Raw genomic sequence first — 21,634 nt, forward strand, 5'->3', positions numbered from 1 at the left:
GGCACCCATCCCGACAGGTTCTTGCAGATCCCTTGTCGCGGTCACGCGTGATGTGCCGGTGATCGCACTCCATAAGGTCGCTATTGCCGATCCGGCCTTCTGAAGCGCAATGTTCATCCGGTTCAGATCAGCCGTATTCGCGCCACTCGTGACGATAGCGCAGGCGCTCAGGGCGCGAGCAAATCCGCGATGCGGATCGGGAAATGGCGCACGCGTTTGCCGGTCGCATGCCAGATCGCGTTGCCAATGGCCCCGACCGTCCCGACGATGCCAATCTCGCCCACACCCTTGATCCCAAGGGCGTTCACGTAAGGATCGTCTTCATGCACCGTGATCACCTCCAGCCCGCTCACATCCGCGTTCACCGGCACATGGTAGCCCGCGAAATCCGCGTTCACGATGCGCCCGCTGCGCCGGTCGTGCCGGGCGGCCTCATGCAGGGCAAATGACGTGCCCCAGATCATGCCGCCCATAAGCTGGCTTTCGGTCAGCCGCGGGTTGATGATCCGCCCGGCGGCAAAGGCCCCTACCAGCCGGGTCACCCGAACCTGGCACAGATCCGGGTCCACCTTCACCTCGGCGAAGACTGCGCCGTGGGAGTTCATCGCATGGCGACCGGCGGCCTCTGGCGCGCGCCCGCCGTGGCCGGTTCCGGTCATCTCTGTCTGTCCGGCACGTATCAGGATGTCAGCAAAGCGTTCCCGGCGACTCTCGTCCTCCTCCAACAGTAACCACCCGTCCCGCGCCACAAGGCTTGAATTGCCAGCGCCATAAAGCGGCGACTGCGGATCCGCAGTGGCAAGTTCGCCAAGCTGGCGCAGGACATCCCCACCCGCAGCGTGCAGCGCACCGCCCGCCGTGGCGGTATGCCCTGACCCGCCCGCGACGCCGCCGTCCGGCAATGCCGAATGTCCGGCGCGGAACTCGACCTGATCCAGCGTCAGGCCAAGGCTGTCCGCAGCAATCTGGGCGAGCACGGTCCAGGCCCCCTGCCCCATGTCAACGGCAGAGGTCTCGAACAGGGCCGTCCCGTCGGGACGCAGTGTCGCCCGCGCTTCGGCGGCGAACATCGGGCAGGGAAACAGCGCCGTTCCCATGCCCCAGCCGGTCAACAGGCCATCGGCGTCCCGCATTTGCCGTGGTTCCATCGGTCGCCTTTCCCAGCCAAACCGCGCAGCACCTTCTGCGTAACACTCCCGCAACGCCTTGGAGGAATAGGGAAGCCCGGTGCCGGGTTGGGTTTCGGCATAGTTGCGCAGGCGGAATTCAAGCGGGTCCATCCCCGCCGCTTCCGCCATCTCGTCCATCGCGCATTCCAGGGCAGCGGACCCGGAAGCCTCGCCCGGTGCGCGCATGGGTCCGGGCGTGCCGACATCAAGCCGCACCAGCCGGTGGCTGGCCCGCAAGGCACCGGCTGCGTAAAGGCCCTGCGAAGCACTCGCCGCCGGTTCCACAAAATCATCAAAGGTCGAGGTTTCCGCCAACCCTTCGTGGTCGATCACCGTCAATGCTGCGTTCTCGTCCACACCCATCCGAAGCCGCTGGCGCGTCGCACCGCGGTGACCGACAGGCCCGAACATCTGCTGTCTGGTGAACATCAGCTTTACCGGCCGCTGCGTCATCCGCGCAGCGAGGATCGCCAGCACCTGCGGTCCGGTCGGGATCGCCTTTGATCCGAACCCGCCTCCGATATAGGGGCTGCGCAGCGTCACATTCTCGGGCGGGATTCCAAAGAAATAGGCAAAGCCCGCACAAGAGAGGTTCAGCGCCTGACTGGGCGTATCCAGCGTCAACCGGTCCCCGTCCCACTGCGCCACAATCGCATGGGTTTCCATCGCATTGTGATACTGCGCCGCTGTCTCATAGCTGACGTCGATGCTGCGTGCGGCAACCGCGTGCCCCGCCTCGACATCGCCGTGGCTTGCCCCGCCCGGCAGGCCAAAGCCGGCCGGCTCAAAGCTGGTGGCCGGGTTGTCATCCAGCGCCACACGCACCGGATCGACCTCGTACTGCGGGGCCAGCAGGCGCGCGCCCTCGGTGGCGGCTTCCAATGTCTCGCCCAGCACCAGTGCAATCGGCTGTCCGGCATAACGCACTGTGTCGTCCTGCAAGACTTCGGTGCGGAAGGAGAACATCGTCGGCTTGGCCGAAGGGTCGCCCTGCAACTCGGGCCGGTTTTGCGGCGTGATGACATGGGTCACACCGGGGTGCGCCTCTGCTGCGGCAACGTCAAGCTGGCTGACCCGGCCACGCGCGATCTTTGCCGGGGCGTAGACCGCATAAAGCAACCCCTCGGGCGTGTTGTCGGCGGCAAAGGTTGCAACACCGGTGACCTTGGCAAGCCCATCCCGCCGTGTGGCAGGCTGACCCGCGTTGGAGCCGAAACGAATTTGCGGTGAAAGCGTGTCAGACATGGGCGAGGTCTCCGTTCTGTGGGCCAAAGGGGGATGCGGGCAGCGCCGGCATCTGTGCCGGTGTTCCGGCCGCAGCCATGGCAAGTGCGCGCGCAGCAGTGCGGCGGGCAAGGTCGATCTTCCATTCCAGATGCGCCGGGGCCTCTGCCCCCGCCATCGCCGCCTCGGCGACGCGCGCAAACAGCGCCGCATCCGGGGCCTGCCCGACCAGCAGCGCCTCGGCCTCGGCAACCCGCCAGGGCCTGGCCGCAACCGCGCCAAGCGCCAGTCGTCCCTCCACGATGATGCCTTCCTCCATCCGCAGCGCAGCGGCAGCTGCCGTGGTGGCAAAGGCAAAGGACGTGCGGTCGCGCACCTTCAGATACCGCGCATGTCCGGCAAACCCGGCCGCCTCGGCGGACAGGTGCAGGGCGATGATCAACTCGCCCTCCTCCAGCGCCGTCTCACGCGCCGGATTGTCGCCCGGAAGCAGGTGGAACTCTGCAAAGCGGATCTGGCGCGTTCCATTCACGCCGCGCACCTCGACCTGCGCTTCCAGCGCCGCAAGCGGCACGCAGAAGTCCGACGGGTTTGTCGCCACACAAGCCGGGCTCGCCCCCAGCAGCGCGCGCAGCTCTTCGTCACTGTCGCGCGCATCACACCCCGCACCGGGATTGCGACGGTTGCAGGCAGCCGTTTCCTCCTGGAAATAAGCACAACGGGTACGCTGCATCAGGTTGCCCGCGACCGTCGCCATATTGCGAAGCTGCCCCGAGGCCCCCGAAAGCAGCGCCTCGGCCACCATCGGAAAGTGCTGGGCGAAGCCCGCGTGGCGGGCCAGGGCCGCATTGCTGACCATCGCCCCGATCCGCACCGATCCATCCTGTTGAAAGGTGATCTCGCCCAGGTCGGGAATCCGGGTCAGGTCGATCACCCGCTGCGGTTGGGCAACGCCCAGCTTCATCAGGTCAACCAGATTGGTCCCCCCACCAAGCCAGGCCGCACCCGGTTCCCAGCTCGCCAGCGCCTCATCCATGGTTTTTGGCTGCACATAGTCAAAATGCTTCATGCCGCGTCCCCCTCGTCCTTGGCAGCCATCCGGCGGCTCGCTTCCTGCACGGCAAGGGTGATCCCGTGATAGGCCCCGCAGCGGCAGATGTTACCGCTCATGCCCTCGCGGATGCGCTCCGGATCATTCCCGGCATCCCCTTCTGCGATCAGCCCGACGGCGCTCATGATTTGGCCCGGCGTGCAATAACCGCACTGGAACCCGTCATGCTCGATAAAGGCGGCCTGCACCGGGTGCAGATCCTCGCCCCTTGCAAGGCCTTCAATTGTGGTGATCTCTGCACCGTCGAGACCCGCCGCAAGCATCAGACAGGCGTTCGCACGCTGCCCGTTCACCAGCACCGTGCAGGCACCACACTGGCCACGGTCGCAGCCTTTCTTGGTGCCGGGCAGCGCCAGACGTTCGCGAAGCAGATCAAGCAGTGTCACGCGCGGGTCATCAATGGAGACGTCACGCGCCTCCCCGTTGAGGGTCAGGCTGATGAAGAGTGACATATGTCCTCCCTGTTATGCTATTTTCTAGGTGTGGTCACTCGCAGGCGAGGTCCGGTATAAGAAATCAAGCGGCGCGGTGCCGCCGTCTAAAGTAGAATATACGGAGGCATCCTCCGTTTTCAAGATGAAAGGCAGATTTTGGCAGAAGTTCGCAAAAGAAAGCCGCGCGCCGACGCACAAAAGAACCGCGAGCTGCTGCTCGAAGCGGCCAAGGAAATTCTGGGGCGCGGCGGGCCAAATGCGAGTCTGGAGGCCGTCGCACGGCGCGCCGGCGTTGGCATCGGCACGCTTTACCGGCACTTTCCCACCCGTGAAGAACTGTTCATGGCGGTCTTCAGCCGCGAATTGGACCAGCTCATTGTCACCGCCGAAGACCTGGTTGAAAGGGATGCCCCCCTTGAGGCCATCCGCAGCTGGCTGCACGCCAATGTCGACCTGGTGGAAACCAAGCGCGGCATGCTGGGCGCAATGAGTCTGGTCATGACGGAGGACCTGAAACAGGGCTATACCGAACGCTCCAGCCTTGTGCTCGCCGCGGTTGACCGGCTTCTGGACAAGGGCCGCAATGTCGGAGAAATCCGCGAAGGGGTCAGCGCCGAAGACCTCATGCAAACCCTCTATGCCATCTGCTATGCGCGCCAGCCCGGCCCTGACTGGCGCGAAAATGTCCTGCGCATCCTCGACATCTTTGTCGACGGGCTGAAAAAATGAGGCTCTGTGCATTGGTTGAAATATGCGCGATCTGCCCACCAAACGAGGCTTGCAAGCGTTTGGCTTAAAATGATCCAGCTGGTGCAATTGAGGCGTAAAAGGCACGGGGCCAATCGGCAAAAGATCTTGCTCATCAAGCGCCCACCTCCTGCCGGAGATTGCAAAATATGATGGAAACCAACCGATCAATGCCGGGATGTCGGGAGTCAGGATTGGCGTCGCGATCGCCATTCTTTCATCAGATCGGCGCGCCGTTTTGAGATCCTGTCGTGCAGCAACTCGCGGTCCCGTATCCGGTCCGTTCTGAAATGCCGGAAGCCGCGACTGGTCTCGCACCAACCGACAAGGACGTGTCCGCTGGCAAAGTAACCAATGGCTATCGGCCAGATGATCCGTTCCGAAACCGTCTGGTCCGGCTTTTCATAGATGATCCGCAGTTTTCGTTCCCGCCGGATTGCGTCCCGAAGGTCGCTCAGGTCTTCCTCGGCGCGCCTGTCCGAATGCGCCTCACCAATTCCAAAGGGTATTGCCGAGGCCGCGTCCAGAGCAGCCTCGGGCACCACGCGCTCGACTTTGGCGAGCACCTGCTTCGAGGCCTGAGAGAGCTGCTTGTCGCCGTAGCCTGAAACCCATTTCATACCCAGCATGAGGGCGAGCATCTCCTCTTCGGAAAACATCAGGGGAGGCAAGAAGAAGCCCTTGTTCAGAACATAGCCGACGCCCGGTGACCCCTCGATATCCGCGCCTTCTGCCTGAAGCGTGGCAATGTCCCGGTAGAGAGTGCGAATGCTTGTCCCCAGTCCCCGCGCAAGATCATGGCCGCTGACCGGCGTTCGGGACTGTCGGAGAATCTGAAGCAGATTAAGGAGCCGGGCCGTTCGCATGACCTGCACATACTGCCATTTTCTGTCACAGGCAACGATTAGGAAAGACTGGTCAACAACCAACGAGGTCAATCCCATGATTACGCCGAACCTGATCATCCTCTATGTTTCCGACCCGCTCGAAAGCGCGAAATTCTATGAAGGGCTTCTTGGAAAGCCTGCCCAAGGTTTTCCGACATACCAGTGCTTCGAATTCGATGACGGCTTCATTCTCGGCCTTTGGTCGACAAGCGCCAGCAATTTCGTCTCGGGCGGCAACGGACACAGATCGGAACTGGCCTTTCAGGTGCAGTCCGCCGACATCGTCCGGCAACTCTACAACACCTGGAAGGCCGATGGCGTCGTGATCGAGCAGGACCTGGCAGAAGCGGTTTTCGGACTCACCTTCGTTGCACTGGATCCGGATGGCCATCGCATCCGCGTCAACCTTCCTGACGGATGAGTACAAGCTGAAGCGGCCTATCTGGCGGCACTGGCCGAGTGGTGGGGAACAGGCCGTCCGCCCAACCGCGGCATAAATCTTAAAAAAAATTGGCCCACGATGTCGGGATGCCGGTTGGCCGGACGTCTTCAAGATAGATGAACAAGAAAGGATAACATCATGACCAACACCGTTCGCCTGCACCGAGTCATCGCCGCGAAACCCGAAAAGGTCTATCGGGCGTTTCTCGAATCCGACGCCGTGGCCAGCTGGCTGCCACCATACGGTTTTCTCTGCACCGTCCACGAGCTGGAACCCGTGGTCGGTGGCAAGCACCGGATGTCGTTCCGTAACTTCACGACCGGTAACAGCCATTCGTTCGGCGGAGAGTACAAGGAACTCGTCCCCGGTGAACGGCTCGTCTACACCGACCGCTTCGACGACCCCAACCTGCCCGGCGAGATGAAAGTGACCGTCGAGCTGAAAGCCGTTTCGGTCGGCACGGAAATGTCCGTCGTGCAGGACGGCGTTCCGGACGTGATCCCGCTCGAAGCCTGCTATCTGGGCTGGCAGGACAGCCTGCGGAAGCTGGCAAAGCTCGTCGAGCCGGAGATCAACCAGTAAGGCGGCACCCCGCCTCATTGCCCCGCAATTCAATCAAAGGACTTCATCATGACAACTCAACCGATCACCATCGAAACCACCGTCGCGGCACCCGTCGAGGCGGTCTGGGACTCCTACACCACGCCTGAGAACATCATGCAGTGGAACACGCCATCTGATGACTGGCATACCCCTGCTGCCACTGTCGATCTTCGGGAAGGCGGCGCCTTTTCCTCGCGGATGGAAGCGAAGGACGGCAGCATGGGCTTCGACTTTGCCGGCACATACACGAAGATCGTGGAACATGAGCGCATCGAATATGATTTCGGCGACCGCCATGCCAGCGTGGAGTTCATTCCCGAAGACGGTGGCGTGCGCGTCAGCTTGACGTTCGATCCGGAAACGGAGAACCCCGTCGAGCAGCAGCGCGACGGCTGGCAGTCCATCCTCGACAGTTTCAAACACCACGTGGAGTCGTAAGACAGGCGCCGCCAGCCGAAACCACCGGAGCGGTCAGGGCCGAACTCTTGGATCACGGTCCTTGCCGCACCAAAACGATACCGTGAATGTGCCTGATGTTCTCGTTTCATGTCGGTTCATGCAATGTAGCGCGGTCCTTTGAATGGAGATTCGGAAAAATGCGCTACACGATACTTTGCTACCACAACGAGGAAATCACCTCTTCCTGGACCGAGGCAGAGGACACCGAGGTCATCGAGAACCTCAAGGCGGTCAACCGCAAATGGGCGAAGAACTTCGAACCCATCGTCCGGCTGATGCCGACAACGGCGGCGACCACCCTGCGCAAATCCGAAAACATCGTCACCGACGGGCCGTTCGCGGAGACCAAGGAGCAACTGCTCGGCTTTTATGTCGTCGACGTGGACAGCTACGAAGTGGCGGTTCAGATCGCGCGCGAGATGGCCGAGGCCAATCCGGGCGGCGCTTATGAACTGCGGCCCATCGCGCTCTACTACCCGAATGGAGAGGCCATAGAAGATGCCCCAACCCCCTGACCCGGACTGGATCGAGGCGCGTCTTGTCGGCGCGCGGCCACAGGCCGTGGCGGCATTGCTGCGCTATTTCCGGGACCTTGATCTGGCCGAGGAGGCGTTTCAGGAGGCCTGCCTGCGGGCCGTGAAGTCCTGGCCGAAGAACGGCCCGCCGCGTGACGCGGCAAGCTGGCTGATCATGGTCGGTCGCAACGCCGCCATCGATCACAAGCGCAAACAGGCGCGCCTGACCGGACTGCCCGACGAAGCGGTGATTTCTGATCGCGAGGACACCGAGCCGGACATGGTGGAACGGCTGGATGCCGCCGATTACCGCGACGACATCCTGCGGCTTCTTTTCGTTTGCTGCCATCCCGACTTGCCTGCCACCCAGCAGATCGCGCTGGCGCTCAGGATCGTCTCCGGCCTCCCCACGCCGCGCATCGCGGCGGCATTTCTGGTTGGTGAGCGGGCGATGGAGCAGCGAATTACCCGCGCCAAGGCCCGCATCGCCAAGGCCGATATTCCGTTCGAGACGCCGGGTCCGGTCGCGCGGGCGGAACGTTTCGCGGTGGTTGCCGCGATGATCTATCTCGTCTTCAACGAGGGCTATACGGACGCCAATCCGACAAGCGAGCGGGCAAAACTCTGCGACGAGGCGATCCGGCTGGCGCGGCTCATGCTGCGGCTGTTTCCCGCCGAACCGGAGATGATGGGGCTGCTGGCACTGATGTTGCTGCAGCACTCGCGGCAGAAAGCGCGCTTCGACGCGGCGGGCGCGCCGGTCCTGCTCGACGATCAGGACCGGTCGCTGTGGAACCGGCACCGGATCGCCGAAGCTCTGGCGATGATCGACAAGGCCATGCTGCACCGCCAGCCCGGCCCATATCAGATCCAGGCGGCAATCGCCGCGCTGCACGCACGGGCAGAACGGCAGGAAGATACGGATTGGGCAGGTATCAACGAACTCTACGAAGCCCTCGAGCGTCATGCCCCGTCGCCCGTTGTCACGCTCAACCGGTCGGTGGCCATCTGGAAGCTGCACGGCGCCGCGGCGGCGCTGGAGATGATCGCGCCGCTGGCCGAACCACTGGACGGCTATTTCTATTTTCATGGGGTGCGCGGCAATCTGCTGGAACGATTGGGGCGCAACAGCGAGGCCCGCGACGCTTTCACCCGCGCAATCGCCCTTGCAAACACACCCGCCGAGGCAGTGCATATCCGCCAGCACCTTGATCAATTGGAAGGCGAACGCACGACTGGCAAGCCTTAGGCATTCCTTCTGGTGTGCCATCGGTTCTTCGCAATGTCCGGCCCATCGTTACTTCTGTCCGCCTGCCGTCTGGACCAACTGGATGAGATTACCGCAACTGTCATTGAAGACGGCCATACGCACGGGCCCGGCGTCCAGAAGGTCCCGGGTGAAAGAGACGCCGTTGGCCGTCAGTTTCCCGAACTCTGCAACCAGATCGTCGACCTGGAAAGACGCGGCCGGGATGCCGTCGGCGACAAGGGCTTCCTGTAGGGTTTGACGGCAGGGTGGTCGCTCGGTTCGAGCAGCAATTCGGTCCCGTCCGGCTGCTCCTTCGAGACCACCGTCAGCGCCCGGTTCCGGAAAAAAAATTTTGCCGGAATGTCGGGAGAGAGTTCGGCCGAACGTCTTCAATGTATGGAACACCGGACAGGACGCACAACAAAGGAGATGACGATGTTACGCACCACCGTTCTTGCAGGAGTTTTGCTGATGACTGCCGCCGCACATGCCCAGACAGAGCCAACTGGAGCTTACGTGGACGTCAATGGCATGCAGATGTATTACGAGGTTTCCGGCGAAGGTGACCCGCTGGTTGTCCTCCACGGCGCCTATATGAACATCCCGTCGATGGGCGAGATCATTCCGCGACTGGCCGAGACCCACAAGATTTACGCGATAGAATTCCAGGGGCACGGTCGCACCGAGGATATTGATCGTCCCATCACCTATCCCAATCTTGCGGACGATGCCGCCGCCTTCATGGATGCCGTCGGCATCGAGAAAGCGGATGTATTTGGCTATTCGATGGGCGCTGCTGCCGGGCTCCAATTGGCCATACGCCATCCGGAAAAGGTCGATCAACTCATCGGTGCCTCGATTGCCTATGATGTGACCGGCTGGCAGCCAGCATTTCGGGAGTTCATCCCCACCATGTCTGCGGAGATGTTCGCTGGCGGCCCGATGGAAGCGGAATGGCAAAAGCTCGCGCCAAACAAGGATGGGTTCAACGATCTGGTCGAGAAACTGATCGCCCTGGAAAAGGAACCGATGGCCTGGGAGGACGATGTCAGGGCACTTCAAGCGCCGGTGCTCATCATCGCGGGCGATGCCGATGTCTCAACGCTCGAACATAGCGTATCGATGTTCCGGCTTCTGGGAGGCGGCGTGATGGGCGACATGGGCCAGCCGCTGCCGGCGTCGCGCCTTGCCATCCTGCCGGCGACCTCGCACACGGCGGTGATCAATCAGGTCGACCTCCTGTACGGTTTTATCGAGCCTTACCTTCAGGGCAAAACGCCAGCCGGTTTCATGGGGCAGTAGGCAGCCGGGGGAGTGCGCCGTCAAAGCCCGGCGTGCATCTCCCGGAACAGCCTCGGTGCAACGCCGAACCGGCGTTCGAAGGACTCGGAAAGACGCAGAGTGGGGAACAGGCCGACCTGCGCGGCCGCGGATTTGAGCGAGACACCGCGTGACAGCAACAGGCGCGCAGCGTCGAGCCTGTTCACATCCTGCCGGACCGAATTGATGTAAACTGGCCGACAGACCGCCAGGTGTCGGTCTTCCCTGACGAACCGCTCATCCCGGTGCTGGATCAGACTCTTGCCGCGATCTCCGAGCATTATGGCGAGCCGACGACGAATGTCGTCGCCATGCAAGCGAATATCCGCGTTCAAACTGACCCTGGTGCTCTGCCAGCAGATCTTTAACGTCTCGCAAGCCCAGGGTGAGACGGTCGTAGACCCAAACGAAACAGCCAATAACCGAGCGCGGTAAGCAATGGCACTACAGGGCCCGGGGAGAACAATTGATATCATCTCCTTGTCTTAATCTCACAGATCAAGCAGCCACCTGACAAAGTTGGCAAAGACGGCTTCAGCAAACGGGGCCAGTATGTTCGGAAATGCAAAAGTGGCCGCTGCGCCACTCAACCCCCCACACATCGTCACCACATTCTGTAGAACCAATGAAAAGGACGCAGCTGTCCGCCTCCGTCATTACTTTGGTCAGATGTCGAATGCCGTGGGCAAAATGATCATATCCCGGATTGTCACGTTGCGTCCACGCGTTAGCGCATAGATCAGTGCGTCCGACACCTCGGTCGGTTCGATGATCGAACCGCTGTCCTTGGCCTTTTGCAACCGGTCTGCGGGCCAGTCGGCCAACAGCGCGGACACCACAGGACCGGGCGAAACCTGACCTACGCGAATGCCGTGTTCGCGCAGCTGGCGGCGCATGGTCTGCACGAAACAAGTGATGGCCCATTTGGACCCCGAGTAGACTGGCTCCCACGGGATGGCGGCATGACCGGCAACCGAACAGGTCACCCAAATGTCACCGGTGCCGCGTTGCTTCATATGCGGGATGACCGCGTGCACGTTCTTCATCACGGCATTGACGTTCAGGTTCAGCATCCGGTCGATGGTGTCTGGATCGGTCTGGTCAAGATCACCGCCGATATAGGTGCCGGCGTTGCAGTAAAGGATATCAATGTGATCCACCTTTTCGAGGATCGACGGGACCATTGCCTTGCAGCAGTCTGCATCCAGCAGGTTAGCGACCTGTGCAATGGCCATGTCGCCCAGCCGGTCAATGCAGGCTTTCAAGGCGTTTTCGTCCCGGTCCACCATGACCACAGTCGCGCCCTCGGCCAGCAGCGCCTCGGTGGCGGCCAAACCGATACCAGAGGCGGCGCCGGTGACGACTGCGATTTTTCCGTTAAGAGATTCGGCCATGTCAGCCTCCTTTGTTCGGGTTGAAACGTTCAGACGGCGAGGAAACCACCGTCGACAGGAAGAACGGCGCCGGTCACCATGGGCGCATCGTCGGAAAGCAGCATGACGATGGATTTGGCCACGTCATTGACCTCGGCAAAGCGGCCGACGGGGTGGCGTGCCATCATCGGATCCTTCTTGGCGGGATCGGACCATGCGGCGGCGGCCAGCTCTGTCATTGTTACGGTGGGCGCAACGGCATTGACGCGGATACCATGGGCACCCAGTTCCCTGGCCATGACACGGGTCGCCCCTTCGAGACCGGCCTTTGAGGCGGCGTAGCACAGGTGTTCGTCAAACCCGCGATGCCCGGCAATCGACGTCACGTTCAGGATGGCCCCGCCGCCACCCGCTGCCACACGCGCCCGTGCGAAAACCTGCGCACAGATCAGGGCCGCACGTAGGTTGATCCCCATCACGGTCTCATATCCCTCGTCCGTCATCTCCAGCACTGTTTCAAGGACATTGGTGCCAGCGCAATTGATCAGGAAATCGCAGGTGCCAGCCTCTTTCATCGCGGCGCGTGCGGCTTTGTTGTTCATCAGATCGACGATGATGGGACAGCAACCGGTTTCCCGGCTGAGACTGTCCAGATCGGATCTGGTTCTCGCCATGGCGAAAACGGATGCGCCGCGTTTGGCCATTTCCACCGCGCAGGCCCGTCCAATGCCTTTTCCGGCGCCTGTGATGATGACCGATTTTCCTGCGAATTGTGTGCTCATCGCTGTGTTCCATAATCTGTGATGTATCTGCCATGGGGTGAAGTTCGATCCACTCGAAGGTCAGACCTCTTTGGGTGTGCAGGCGGCGTGATATGCGGTCAGCGTATCGCAGACGCGCTGGATCAAAAGCGTTTCGGGGTCGAGCGGTCGGCCAGCGGCATGGGCTGCGCGGGGCATATGTTGCCACATCAGAGGCAGGGGTACGGTCTGCCCGTCTAGGGCCGCCAGAAGGTTTGCGACGGCTGTCTGCGCCTTTTTTTCTGTCCAGTAATATCGAATGCGGTCCGATAGTGAGTAGTGGCGCATGACGCGTTGTTCTGCGTCCGTGCCAGAATAGTGACGTGCCCAATTCTCCTTATGGGTCTGCATCAACTCTTCCATTGCATGATAAAGAGGGCGGTCACCATAGTCGGGCAACATGTCACTTGCGATAAGGTCGAGCGCGTAAAGCGCCTCGCGAAGCACGAAGGTCAACTCAGGACCAACTTTAAGGATCGAGAAGCCGTCTCTGACCATTTCCGACAGCGGACCCCTGCCCTGATAATCGGTGCTGTGTGCCTCAAACACGAGACCGTCATGCGCCTCCAAAACGCTGAGCAGGTCGCGTGCCTTCGATGCGTCATATGGGATGACATTCTGGTTTCCGAATTCCACGCCGGGCTGGACCACCAACCCGATGACACGGCCCTGCATTCCCGAAAGACCATGTTCCGCGAAAATCCTGTTATGGACCTCGATTGTCGCGCGGGCCGCATCTGGTTTTGTCGGCGTAATCGTTTCCAGCGCGTGATCCGCGCCACCGGGCGGAGGAACCTCGGTGCCAATGATGTAAAGTGGCAAGGGCAAATCCGAGTGCTCGGCGGTTTGTTCGGCGCGGACGACAAGCTGTGCGGCCCGCAGGGCTGTCGTCTCGTCATCCAGCGTTGCGGCTTCGTTTGCACAGCCCATCGACGTATCAAGGTGAATTTTGCGGAAACCGGCGCTGATATACGCCGCGATCATGTCGCTGGCCTGCTCCATCGCGGCCGCGGCCGGAAGGTGCCGCCACGGATTGGGCCCAAGGTGGTCGCCTCCAAGCACGATCAATTCGCGTGGGCAATCTTCTTCCTCAGCAAGGTCACGGACCAGTTCGGCAAAATCAGACGGGGTCATGCCTGTGTAGCCGCCAGTATGGTTGACCTGATTACAGGTAGCTTCGATCAGGATAGTGCTGCCATATTCGCGCCCATGGCGTAGTGCTGCGCGCAGGACAATTGGGTGGGCAGAGCAAACAGAGGTGATCCCCCGTACCTGTCCCGCACGATAGAGCCCCGCAAGGTCCGTCAACTGGATTGCAGTCACAACGAAAGCTCCGTTTCCTGAATGAATCTGTCTAGTTCCTGCCGCGTCCCGATCCCCTCCATGGGGCCGCGGAACGTTACGTTGCGCGCCCCGGCAGCATTTGCGTAGGTCAGGCATTGTCGGGTGCTCATGCCCAGTCGGCGCGCCGCAACATACGCTCCACCAAAGCAGTCTCCGGCGCCGGTGGGGTCTGTTTCTTTGACCCGGAACGCCGGAACACGTGTCAGGGTGCCATCGGCCTCGTGACAGCTAGACCCGTGCCTACCGCGCTTAATTGCGATTTCCGAGACGCCGAGACGGAACAGATGTTTGATTGCCGTTTCTTCGCCCTCATCCGGGGACAGGCCGGCAGCAACAAATATCTCGTCTCCGGACGGCAACAAAAGGTCCGACATAGCGATCATTGTTGCGACGCGCGCGCTGGTCGTGGGATCGGCCCGCAATTCCTTGCGCATGTTGGGGTCGAGCGAAATGCTCCCGCCGCGGTTCGATATGATCTCAGCCGCGCATTCAATCATCGGCCAGACGGTCGCGTTACCCAACAGGGTACCCATAACGTGTAGGTGCCCGGCGCGCGCAACGATCGCGTCGACTGCATCGGTCCAAGCCAGACTTCCGGCGGCGGATGTCCACATGTTGAATACGAAGTCACGATCTCCGTCAGGTCGATATCGAACGAATGCTGTCCCGGTGGGTAACTCCGGATCGATACCTATCCCGGAGACATCGACATTGTCCCGCCGCAGCCGCTCAATGTTCATGCGTCCGAATTCATCATTCCCGACCGCGCCGATCATCGCAGCCGATCCGCCAAAGCGCGCGCACTGATCTATGAAGATTGCTGGGGCACCGCTGGGATAAGGCCCCATCAAGGGAATCGGCTCGCCAAAGCCTGAACCGATGGTTGTAGCGACGAATTCGGTAAGAATTTCGCCGATGCACACAGTTGGACCAAGACTGTCTGCAGCCAATGTCATTGCGTCACCCGTGTTTTGATAGTGCGGCAAAACCCGATGCCGACGGGTGTGATCACAGCAAATTCCAGTCGTGACCAGGTCCGACTGCTGGTCCAGACAAAAGAGTGAGTTCCCAACCTTCGCATCCAGTGCCTCTCAAGTTACTCGGCGTCACTGGCTTGCACCGGCGCGTCCGCAAGCAGAAGGCGCGCAGTCACGTCATCGGTGACCAATGTATCAACCAGGTTGCGTTTGCAGGCCGCCCTGATGATTTCGACTTTGTGAGGGCCTGCGGCAGCCATGATCTTTTCCGGCACATCCAGAACCTGGCTAAGCGGCATTCCGACGGTGCGATTGTCCACCGCCTCGGACACGGAGGCGCCATTTCGGTCGAGAAACTGCCCCAGCACATCGCCGATGGCCCCAGCATCGATCAGGACCTGTGGCGTAAGTCCATGCGGCAGCCCGTGTTCAACCAGAAAGGATTTTTCCGAGACGTTCGAACAGGTCAAAAGAACCGCATCAAGGGTTTTGAATTTTTCGAAATGTTCCTTAAGCGCGTATTGCGAAAGGAAAAGTTCGCGGTCGATCCCCTCTGACAGATAGATTGGCGCGGTCAGAACCGAAAAGCGCGCGCCCAGAACGTTGGCAAAGCCCGAAGCGATCCCGAACGAGTTTAGCGTCGACCCCTTTGCCGTGCCGCCCAGAATGGACACAACCTCAAGGTCCGGGTGCGATTGCCGCGTGAGCTTTCTGATCGCTGCGTCCAGGGTCAAACCCCAGGACACCCCCAGGGAGGTCCAGCCCCCTGTCGCCAGGCGTTCCGCAAGCAATGCCGCGAGCGCCGCGCCGACAGGTTTGTGATAGTCGTAATCCGCCTCGTTTGCGGAACCGACGACAACGCGCCGAAGCCCCAGCGCCGCTTTCAGATTCTCCTGCAACTCAACACGCGGCAGAAACGGCGATTCAATCTGGATTTTCACGAAACCCAGCGATTTCGCCCGTTGAATCGCCTGATTTACACGCAGCCTTGTGACGCCCATCTGACGCGCTACATCGGCCTGGGTCATTTCGTTCACATAATAGTGCCAACAGACCTCGGTAACGAAGGCATCACTGTCTTCAATTGCTTCGCGCCCCAATTTGAACTCCCCCAAGACATGCCGACGTCATGCGCGACAACTGCGCAACAAGGTGGCACATATACATATGACTGGCAATACTTACATATGAAAATTTACACTTGAATTACATCTGATGCAATTGCATTGTCACGGCGGGAGGTGGCGTGTAACGATTCGCTTAGTGTGCTCAACAGCCTGCGCTGCGCCCTTAAAAATGGGAGGAAAACCGTGAATTTTACATTCAAGATAGGCGCATCCGCGCTTGCACTGACCGTCGCCGCGACCTCGGCATTTGCCGAAATCGACGAGGCCTGGTGGAAAGCAGCCGCCGAACCGTATCAGGGCGTCACCATCCGTGGCGTGACGGAATCGTCGCCGCCGTCACTGTACATCCGCGAAGTTCTCGCGCCCGAATTCGAGGCGTTGACCGGCATTCGGGTCGACGTCGAAACAACGTCCTGGGATCAGATGTTCGACAAGGCCATCAAGGACATGGAAGCCGGCACCGGCATCTATGACATGGCCTATATCGAACAGGACATCATCTATTCGTATCTGTCCCGCGACTTTCTGACCGATCTGACCCAGTTCCTGGCCGACAATCCGGATCTAAAGGCGACAACCTACGACGAAAGCAATTTCACCACCTTCGCAAACTACTTCAAGGACGATGCAGGCCATCTGTACGGTGTGCCAATGGAAGCTTTCCTGAAGGTCTATCTTTACCGGACCGACCTTTTTAACGATCCTGAGATTCAAGCGGCGTTCAAGGAAAAGACAGGTCGTGACCTTGCCCCCGCGACGACCCATGCAGAATATGCCGAGATCGCGCAATTCTTTACTGCATACGGCGAAGAAAACGGCCTGGATCTGTGGGGCACCACCGCACAAGCCCACACCGGACACGTGGCGTCCTGGTATGAATATTTCGAGTCAGTCGCACCGACCTTCGGCGTCTACAACTGGGGAATCGACGCGGACAACAACTATGGCGCTTCGGTTGAAAACGGCGGCGAAATGAACGGCCCCGAAGCAGTCGAAGCAATGGAATGGTGGCTGTCCATGCGTGACATCGCGCCGCCCGAAAGCCCTGCATCGACCTGGACCGAGGTCGGCACCACCTTTGGCGCGGGTCGCGCAGCGCAAGGTCTGGTTTACGGCGAAAACGCAGGCTGGATCGCCGCGGACGAAACCAAATCGCTGGTTGTCGGCAAGGTTGGCGTGGCGCTGCCGCCGCTGAAAGATGGCATTCTGGAAGAAGTTGAAGGCGGCACTGGCTATATCGGCTATTATGATGGCGGCGCATTCGGCATGCCGCATTCGTCAAAGAACAAGGAAGCCACCGCGCTGTTCTTGCAGTATATCGGCCAGAACGAAGTTCAGCCCGATTGGGCGGTTGCCGCACCGCGTGTGACCAACACCGCGACCTATGACGATCCCAAGGTTCAGGAGATGAACGACAAGCTGAGCGGCTATTATGACCTGATCAAGGACAAGGGCTACCTGTTCGCAGGGGCCCCGGCCTATCCGTTCCACGCGCAGGTCCGCGAAGCAACAGCGCCGGTCTTTTACCAGATCCTGACCGGTGATCTGGGTGTCCAGGAAGGTCTGGATCAGATGGCCGCGACGGCAGAATCCACTTTGACCGAACTGGGCTACCGCAAGTAACCTGATCTCCTCTCAGGTTGCCGACAGGGTCGCCGCCGCTGGCTTCACGCGGCGACCCACATCGAAACCAAGTCACATTCATTCAAGGCACAGCCGATGTCATCGTCGGGCATCGACAACAGCAAAGGTGCGTCATGCAATCCAAAACACTTGGCTGGATCCTTCTGGCACCGACACTGTTGATCCTGTTCTTCTTTGGTGTCTTGCCCTTCATCTACGTCGTCTTTGTTTCTTTCCATCAATGGAACCCTTTTGCGGTCAATCCAGAGATGGTGTTCAACGGCGCGAATAACTTTCGCCAGATCGTCTTTGACCCCGCGTTCCTGAGTTCGATAGGCGTCACAGTTATGTTCGTCCTGTTCGCCGTCCTGTCCGAACTGATCCTTGGCTATGTGCTGGCGCAGGCGTTCATGCGCGATTTCCCGGGCAAGGCGATCTTTCGTACGATCCACACGCTGCCGTTGATCATGGCACCGATTATCGTCGGGTCGGTCTGGAAGCTGATGACGACGCCCTCGATCGGGATCATTCCGAAGTTCCTCGACGATTGGTTCGGGATCACGATGAACATCGCCACATCCGCCCCTGCCGCCTTTGCCACGGTGGTCATCATGGATATCTGGCACTGGACGCCGCTGGTGACCCTGACGCTGATTGCCGCGTTGGTTTCGTTGCCGCCGGACCCATTTGAACAGGCGCAGATCGACGGCGCGAACAAGCGTCAGATCTTTTGGCACATCACGCTGCCGATGATTGCCCCCGCCGTTGTCGCAACCGTTTTCATCCGTCTCATGGACGCTCTCAGAACGGTTGACGAGGTCTGGATGCTGACCGGCGGCGGGCCCGGCTCTGCCACCCGATTTGTCGGCGTGCACATCTTCAAGGAAGTGTTCCCGAAAACGAACTACGGTTACGGATCGACCATTTCGGTCGTCGTTCTCTACCTCACGATCGTCGCCTGCTGGTTGCTGTACGTGACCATGCTTGCACCCCGCAGCAAGAAGGACTGAGGCTATGAAAAAGCAAAGCCCGATCATCGGTATTGTCTTCTGGAGCCTTGTCAGCGTGCTGACCCTGTTCCCGATCTACTGGCTGTTCGTCATTTCGGTAAAGCCTGCGGTTCAACTGTTTTCGACACCCGAGCTGATCTTGTCGGACCCCTTCTGGGGGAACTATACCAAGGTCTGGGGCGACCGGCTCTTACGCAGCTACATGCTGAACTCGGTCATCATCTCGACCGGAAATGCGGTGCTGTGCACGGTGCTTGGGTTTTTTGCCTGCTACGCGCTGTCGCGGTTCAACATGAGCGGCAAGGAGTCAATCTTCTTCTGGACCATCACCAACCGCATGGCGCCGCCGGCGGTGTTCTTGCTGCCGCTGTTTTTGCTGATGACACAGGTCTATGCGGTGGGTGACTGGAACCTGCTGGACACGCGGATCGGCATGATCCTGGTCTATTGCACCTTCAACCTACCTTTTGCGATCTGGACCCTGCGGCCGACCGTGGACGGCATTCCGAAAGAACTGGACGAAGCGGCCTATGTCGACGGTGCCAGCGCATGGAAGGTCATTACCGAGATCGTTTTTCCGCTGTGCCGTCCCGGCCTGGCCGTGACCCTGATCCTGACCTGGGTCTTTGCCTGGAACGAATACCTGCTGGCTGCGACCCTGACCAATTTCAACGCACGCACCCTGACCACGGGTCTTTCCGAATACGTGACGTCGACCGGCACCGAATGGGGCATCATGGCGACAATCTCGGTCTTTACGCTGATCCCCGCCCTGATCGTCTTTGGCCTTGTGCAAAAACACATCGTCGCGGGGCTGACCTTTGGCGCGGTGAAAGGATAACGACATGAGCGACCCACGCCACACGCCACTTGCCACGACACAGCAAGAGGACGAAAACGCGCCACCCGAGGAGACTGCAGGCTTTCTGCCCATCGAGACGAACTGGTTCGACCGGCTTTTCATTTCGGTCGTCCTGTGGATCGCGCTGTCGCTGTTCTGGTTCCGGTTTCTGGAACCCGCCGGGCTGTCCATCTGGATCGCCAACGCTATCGCCGTGGTGATGGCATTTATCATCATCAGAAAAGGCTGAGACATGAAAGCGCTCGTTCTTGAAAAGAAAGACGAACTCAACCTGCGGGACTTCCCCACCATTGACCGGGTCGAGGAAACACTGGGGCCGCGCGATGTGCGTATCAAGCTGCACACCGTGGGCATTTGCGGGTCGGACGTCCACTATTACACGCACGGGCGCATCGGGCCGTTTGTGGTGAACGAACCGATGATCCTGGGCCACGAGGCATCGGGCACCGTGATCGAGGTCGGCGCCGACGTGCAAACGCTGAAGACTGGGGATCGTGTCTGTATGGAGCCGGGCATTCCCGATCCCAACAGCCGAGCGACGCAACTGGGCATGTATAACATCGACCCGGCGGTGCGGTTTTGGGCGACGCCGCCAGTACACGGGATCCTGCGTCCGACATGCGTGCATCCCGAGGCCTTTACCTTCAAACTGCCGGACAATGTGAGCTTTGCCGAGGCGGCGATGGTCGAACCCTTGGCTGTCGGTGTCCACGCCGCCACCAAGGCGCGGGTCAAGCCCGGCGACAACGCGGTTGTCATGGGGGCGGGGCCCATCGGCCTGGTGACGGCGCTGGCGGCATTGGCCGCGGGCTGTGCGCGGGTTTATGTGACCGATCTGGCCGAGAAAAAGCTGGAGATTGCTGGATCGCTCAGCGATGCCATCGCGCCGGTGAACGTCAGTTCAGAGAATATCGTCGATATCGTCAAACGCGACACGGACGGTTGGGGTGTGGACCTTGTCTTTGAGGCGACCGGATCGCCCCATGCGGCAAGAACCGTGTTCGAACCGCTTTGCCCCGGCGGCTGTGTCGTCATGATCGGCGGTCAACCCGATCCGATCCAATATGATGCGGGTGCCGCCATGGTCCGCGAGGCGCGGGTCGAGAATATCTTTCGCTACGCCCACGTGTTTCCGCGCTGCGTCGGCATGCTGAGTTCGGGAGCCATCGACGTCAAACCGCTGATCACCAGAACATTCGACTTTTCGGACAGCGTGCGCGCATTCGAAATCGCCGCGTCTGCCCCTCCGGCGGATGTGAAGATGCAAATCGTACTTCCGCAATAGGGGACAGCGACATGGCCACCGTAACAATAAATGACGTCATCAAGCGCTACGGCAACGTGCAGGTCATGCATGGCGTCAGCGTCGATATCGAGGATGGCGAATTCGTCGTGCTGGTCGGCCCTTCGGGCTGTGGCAAGTCCACGCTTTTGCGGATGCTTGCCGGTTTGGAAGAGGTCAGCGAGGGCACGATCTCGATCGGCGAACGTGTCGTGAATGACATACCGCCCAAGGAGCGAGACATCGCGATGGTGTTTCAGAGCTATGCGCTGTACCCGCACAAAACCGTCTATGACAACATAGGTTTCCCGCTAAAGATGGCGAAACGCCCCGCCGCCGAGATAGACGAAAAGGTCACCAAGGCCGCCGATATCCTTGACCTGACCAAATACCTCAAACGCTATCCCAAGGAACTGTCGGGGGGTCAACGCCAGCGCGTCGCCATGGGGCGGGCCATCGTGCGTGATCCACAGGTTTTCCTGTTCGATGAACCGCTGTCGAACCTGGATGCCAAGCTGCGCGTGACCATGCGCGTTGAGATCAAGGAACTGCATCAGCGTCTGGGCACCACCATCGTCTATGTGACGCACGATCAAATCGAAGCCATGACCATGGCCGACAAGATCGTCGTCATGCGTGACGGGCGTGTGGAACAAATCGGCTCGCCGCTGGACCTGTACGACAATCCGCAAAACACCTTTGTCGCCAGCTTTATCGGGTCGCCGTCGATGAATTTCGTGCACGGTAAGGTCGCTTCCGAAGACGGCTGCAAGGTCTTTGTTTCGGACAGTGGACTGAAACTGCCCCTGCCTCAGACATCGGCACAGGACGGGCAGGGCGTGACATACGGCATCCGTCCCGAGCACATTCAGATCGGCGCAGCGGGCATTCCCATGGACGTGGTTGTAGTCGAACCCACCGGATCAGAAACGCAAATTTTTGCCAAATCCGGCAAGGACCTGATCGACGCGCTGGTCAAGGACCGAATCAACGCGCGTCCTGGTTCGCAACTTGGCTTTGTCATCAATCCGGATGACGTGCATCTTTTTGACCGTACATCCGAGCATCGCATTTGA

General features: G+C 60.1%; 24 protein-coding genes. 13 read left to right on the forward strand and 11 right to left on the reverse strand.

The genetic code is table 11. The features are described from left to right. Positions 1 to 167: 167 nt before the first annotated feature. Genes PVW51_RS09175 through PVW51_RS09185 form a run of 3 tightly spaced genes read right to left on the reverse strand, consistent with a single transcriptional unit; the run spans position 168 to position 3,956 of the window. Entirely contained in the window at positions 168 to 2,414 is a 2,247-nt protein-coding gene (locus tag PVW51_RS09175) for a xanthine dehydrogenase family protein molybdopterin-binding subunit (protein WP_274574674.1), read from the reverse strand. Next, the gene (locus PVW51_RS09180) at positions 2,407 to 3,462 is read right to left on the reverse strand and encodes an FAD binding domain-containing protein (RefSeq protein WP_274574675.1); all 1,056 of its coding nucleotides are present in this window, start codon (positions 3,460 to 3,462) and stop codon (positions 2,407 to 2,409) included. The genes PVW51_RS09175 and PVW51_RS09180 overlap by 8 nt, the downstream gene beginning before the upstream one ends. Continuing rightward, on the reverse strand, positions 3,459 to 3,956 hold the full coding sequence (locus PVW51_RS09185) for a (2Fe-2S)-binding protein (protein WP_274574678.1): 498 nt from the start codon (positions 3,954 to 3,956) through the stop codon (positions 3,459 to 3,461). The genes PVW51_RS09180 and PVW51_RS09185 overlap by 4 nt, the downstream gene beginning before the upstream one ends. 138 nt (positions 3,957 to 4,094) lie before the next feature. Between PVW51_RS09185 and PVW51_RS09190 the strand changes: the two genes are divergently transcribed. Further along, positions 4,095 to 4,667: a TetR/AcrR family transcriptional regulator gene (locus PVW51_RS09190; protein ID WP_274574680.1), complete on the forward strand. Its 573-nt coding sequence runs from the start codon at positions 4,095 to 4,097 to the stop codon at positions 4,665 to 4,667. A 206-nt stretch (positions 4,668 to 4,873) separates the two neighbouring features. On the opposite strand, the gene PVW51_RS09195 is transcribed toward PVW51_RS09190, so the two are convergent. Further along, a complete protein-coding gene (locus tag PVW51_RS09195; protein ID WP_274574682.1) occupies positions 4,874 to 5,551 on the reverse strand; it encodes a helix-turn-helix transcriptional regulator in 678 nt (225 codons plus the stop codon). On the opposite strand from PVW51_RS09195, the gene PVW51_RS09200 reads away from it, so the two are divergent. The 5 genes from PVW51_RS09200 to PVW51_RS09220 all read left to right on the forward strand — a co-directional run bounded on the left by PVW51_RS09200 (position 5,550) and on the right by PVW51_RS09220 (position 8,840). Continuing rightward, a complete protein-coding gene (locus tag PVW51_RS09200; protein WP_274574684.1) occupies positions 5,550 to 5,993 on the forward strand; it encodes a VOC family protein in 444 nt (147 codons plus the stop codon). The two genes, PVW51_RS09195 and PVW51_RS09200, sit on opposite strands and share 2 nt — an antisense overlap. 159 nt (positions 5,994 to 6,152) lie before the next feature. Beyond that, entirely contained in the window at positions 6,153 to 6,596 is a 444-nt protein-coding gene (locus PVW51_RS09205) for an SRPBCC family protein (protein ID WP_274574685.1), read from the forward strand. 48 nt (positions 6,597 to 6,644) lie between these two features. Then, entirely contained in the window at positions 6,645 to 7,055 is a 411-nt protein-coding gene (locus tag PVW51_RS09210) for an SRPBCC family protein (protein WP_274574686.1), read from the forward strand. A gap of 158 nt (positions 7,056 to 7,213) precedes the next feature. Beyond that, positions 7,214 to 7,591: a YciI family protein gene (locus PVW51_RS09215; protein WP_274574688.1), complete on the forward strand. Its 378-nt coding sequence runs from the start codon at positions 7,214 to 7,216 to the stop codon at positions 7,589 to 7,591. Continuing rightward, a complete protein-coding gene (locus PVW51_RS09220; RefSeq protein WP_274574689.1) occupies positions 7,575 to 8,840 on the forward strand; it encodes an RNA polymerase sigma factor in 1,266 nt (421 codons plus the stop codon). Before PVW51_RS09215 ends, PVW51_RS09220 begins: the two co-directional genes overlap by 17 nt. Positions 8,841 to 8,888: 48 nt before the next feature. Here the strand turns inward: PVW51_RS09220 and PVW51_RS24275 are convergent, their stop codons facing one another. Next, on the reverse strand, positions 8,889 to 9,245 hold the full coding sequence (locus PVW51_RS24275) for a VOC family protein (protein WP_338019755.1): 357 nt from the start codon (positions 9,243 to 9,245) through the stop codon (positions 8,889 to 8,891). 30 nt (positions 9,246 to 9,275) lie between these two features. Between PVW51_RS24275 and PVW51_RS09230 the strand changes: the two genes are divergently transcribed. Continuing rightward, the gene (locus PVW51_RS09230) at positions 9,276 to 10,142 is read left to right on the forward strand and encodes an alpha/beta fold hydrolase (protein WP_274574694.1); all 867 of its coding nucleotides are present in this window, start codon (positions 9,276 to 9,278) and stop codon (positions 10,140 to 10,142) included. Between the two features lie 20 nt (positions 10,143 to 10,162). Here the strand turns inward: PVW51_RS09230 and PVW51_RS09235 are convergent, their stop codons facing one another. From PVW51_RS09235 to PVW51_RS09260, 6 genes are all read right to left on the reverse strand, one after another. Continuing rightward, complete coding sequence (locus PVW51_RS09235; protein ID WP_274574695.1) at positions 10,163 to 10,477, reverse strand: hypothetical protein; 315 nt, start codon at positions 10,475 to 10,477, stop codon at positions 10,163 to 10,165. Positions 10,478 to 10,825: 348 nt separating this feature from the next. Continuing rightward, positions 10,826 to 11,554, reverse strand: a complete 729-nt coding sequence (locus PVW51_RS09240) for an SDR family oxidoreductase (RefSeq protein WP_274574697.1) — start codon at positions 11,552 to 11,554, stop codon at positions 10,826 to 10,828. 29 nt (positions 11,555 to 11,583) lie between these two features. Beyond that, positions 11,584 to 12,315 carry an SDR family oxidoreductase gene (locus tag PVW51_RS09245; RefSeq protein ID WP_274574700.1) on the reverse strand — a complete coding sequence of 244 codons (732 nt, stop codon included), beginning with the start codon at positions 12,313 to 12,315 and terminating at the stop codon, positions 11,584 to 11,586. Between the two features lie 60 nt (positions 12,316 to 12,375). After that, positions 12,376 to 13,656 carry a class II D-tagatose-bisphosphate aldolase, non-catalytic subunit gene (locus PVW51_RS09250; RefSeq protein ID WP_274574702.1) on the reverse strand — a complete coding sequence of 427 codons (1,281 nt, stop codon included), beginning with the start codon at positions 13,654 to 13,656 and terminating at the stop codon, positions 12,376 to 12,378. Next, positions 13,653 to 14,633 carry a tagatose kinase gene (locus PVW51_RS09255; protein ID WP_274574704.1) on the reverse strand — a complete coding sequence of 327 codons (981 nt, stop codon included), beginning with the start codon at positions 14,631 to 14,633 and terminating at the stop codon, positions 13,653 to 13,655. The genes PVW51_RS09250 and PVW51_RS09255 overlap by 4 nt, the downstream gene beginning before the upstream one ends. 140 nt (positions 14,634 to 14,773) lie before the next feature. Further along, positions 14,774 to 15,754: a sugar-binding transcriptional regulator gene (locus tag PVW51_RS09260; protein ID WP_274574705.1), complete on the reverse strand. Its 981-nt coding sequence runs from the start codon at positions 15,752 to 15,754 to the stop codon at positions 14,774 to 14,776. Between the two features lie 210 nt (positions 15,755 to 15,964). Between PVW51_RS09260 and PVW51_RS09265 the strand changes: the two genes are divergently transcribed. From PVW51_RS09265 to PVW51_RS09290, 6 genes are all read left to right on the forward strand, one after another. After that, the gene (locus PVW51_RS09265) at positions 15,965 to 17,404 is read left to right on the forward strand and encodes an extracellular solute-binding protein (RefSeq protein WP_274574706.1); all 1,440 of its coding nucleotides are present in this window, start codon (positions 15,965 to 15,967) and stop codon (positions 17,402 to 17,404) included. Between the two features lie 134 nt (positions 17,405 to 17,538). Further along, a complete protein-coding gene (locus PVW51_RS09270; protein WP_274574707.1) occupies positions 17,539 to 18,414 on the forward strand; it encodes a carbohydrate ABC transporter permease in 876 nt (291 codons plus the stop codon). Positions 18,415 to 18,418: 4 nt separating this feature from the next. Further along, positions 18,419 to 19,255 (forward strand): carbohydrate ABC transporter permease, encoded by an 837-nt coding sequence (locus PVW51_RS09275; protein WP_269360425.1) that lies wholly within the window; start codon positions 18,419 to 18,421, stop codon positions 19,253 to 19,255. A 4-nt stretch (positions 19,256 to 19,259) separates the two neighbouring features. Beyond that, complete coding sequence (locus PVW51_RS09280; RefSeq protein WP_274574711.1) at positions 19,260 to 19,505, forward strand: DUF2160 family membrane protein; 246 nt, start codon at positions 19,260 to 19,262, stop codon at positions 19,503 to 19,505. 3 nt (positions 19,506 to 19,508) lie between these two features. Beyond that, on the forward strand, positions 19,509 to 20,561 hold the full coding sequence (locus PVW51_RS09285) for an NAD(P)-dependent alcohol dehydrogenase (protein WP_269360423.1): 1,053 nt from the start codon (positions 19,509 to 19,511) through the stop codon (positions 20,559 to 20,561). 11 nt (positions 20,562 to 20,572) lie between these two features. Continuing rightward, positions 20,573 to 21,634 (forward strand): ABC transporter ATP-binding protein, encoded by a 1,062-nt coding sequence (locus PVW51_RS09290; RefSeq protein ID WP_274574713.1) that lies wholly within the window; start codon positions 20,573 to 20,575, stop codon positions 21,632 to 21,634.

Origin of the sequence: Sulfitobacter sp. PR48, assembly GCF_028807335.1 — a bacterium.
GTDB lineage: Bacteria > Pseudomonadota > Alphaproteobacteria > Rhodobacterales > Rhodobacteraceae > Sulfitobacter.